Consider the following 1,354-nt stretch of genomic DNA (forward strand, 5'->3'; position numbering starts at 1 on the left):
GGCTTATAGGACAAAATGTGTGTCTACTTTAGGGGCATCGGCGCAGGTCGATGCCCCTTTTTTAGCCGTTTAAATTCCGTGCCCGCTTTTAACCGCTCGGACAGAATGTGTGTCCGGTTGCCTATCGTTCCCGCAGGTAGATAACCTTTTCCGGAACCGTTAAATACTCTTTCGGAAGAGGTGCCCATGAAGGCCGTTTATTGCCCCTACTGCGGCGGTCGGACCAAGCGCAACGGCAGGACCTCATCGGGGTCCCAGCGGTGGAGGTGCACGGCCTGCGGCGCGTCGACGACGGTGAGGTACGACGACACGGCGGCGAGGCTCGAGGAGTTCCTCGGGTGGCTCCTCTCGAAGGACTCGCAGGCCGCGATGCCGGGCGGCGGGCGGTCCTTCAGGCGCAGGACGGCCGAGTTCTGGGAGGTCTGGCCCATGCCCGTCCCCGACGGCGAGCTCCACCGCGTGCTCCACGTCGACGGGATCTGGGTCGCGCGCGACCTCGTCGTGCTCATATGCTGCAGCGGCGAGAGGGTGGTCTCCTGGTACATGGCGAGGTCGGAGAACTCGAGGGCGTGGTCGGCCCTCATGGCGCCGATCCCGGCGCCCGAGGTGGTCGTCACCGACGGCGGGAGCGGGTTCGCCAAGGCCGTGCGCGAGACCTGGCCGCGCACCAGGGTCCAGAGGTGCACCTTCCACGCCTTCTCGCAGGTCAAGCGCTACACGACGACGCGGCCGAAGCTCCAGGCGGGGCGCGAGCTCTACCTCGTCGCGCGCGACCTCATGGGCATCGAGACGCTGCACCGGGCGGAGCTCTGGGTCGAGCGCTACCTCGACTGGTGCGGGTTCTGGGCCGACTTCCTGGAGGACAGGACCGTGGTGGACGGCAGGAGGGTCTACACCCACGAGAGGCTGAGGCGGGCGCGCTCGTCGCTGTCGTCGCTGGTGTCGGCGGGGACGCTGTTCACCTACCTCGACCCCGCCCTGGCCAAGGCCGGCCCGCTGCCGTCGACCAACAACATGATCGAGGGAGGGGTGAACTCGCAGCTGAGGGCCGTCCTGCGCAACCACCGGGGGCTGACGTCCGTCAAGCGCGTTAAGGCGGTGTTCTGGTGGTGCCACGCTCATTCGGGGGACGCGAGGACGGCGCGCGAGAAGCTCGCCGCGATGCCGACCGACGCGGACATCGACTTCCTGTTCAGCGTCTACTCCGCCTCGCCGTCGCGCGAGGACGGAGGGCCGGAGTGGGGCGACAGGGCCGTGTGGGAGGATCTCCACCACAGGGACCCGTACCCGTTCTGGCTGGATTAATGGATGGAAACGGATGTTCTATCGGGACACACATTTTGTCCTATAAGCC

At 66.3% G+C, this 1,354-nt stretch carries 1 protein-coding gene; it reads left to right on the forward strand.

Going from position 1 to position 1,354, the window contains the following annotated elements; genetic code table 11:
- The first annotated feature begins 186 nt into the window (after positions 1–186).
- Positions 187–1,305 carry an IS1249 family transposase gene (locus tag DWW51_RS10145; RefSeq protein ID WP_117774420.1) on the forward strand — a complete coding sequence of 373 codons (1,119 nt, stop codon included), beginning with the start codon at positions 187–189 and terminating at the stop codon, positions 1,303–1,305.
- Positions 1,306–1,354 lie beyond the last annotated feature (49 nt).

Source organism: Collinsella sp. AF15-51, from assembly GCF_003462845.1.
Taxonomy (GTDB): Bacteria; Actinomycetota; Coriobacteriia; order Coriobacteriales; family Coriobacteriaceae; genus Collinsella.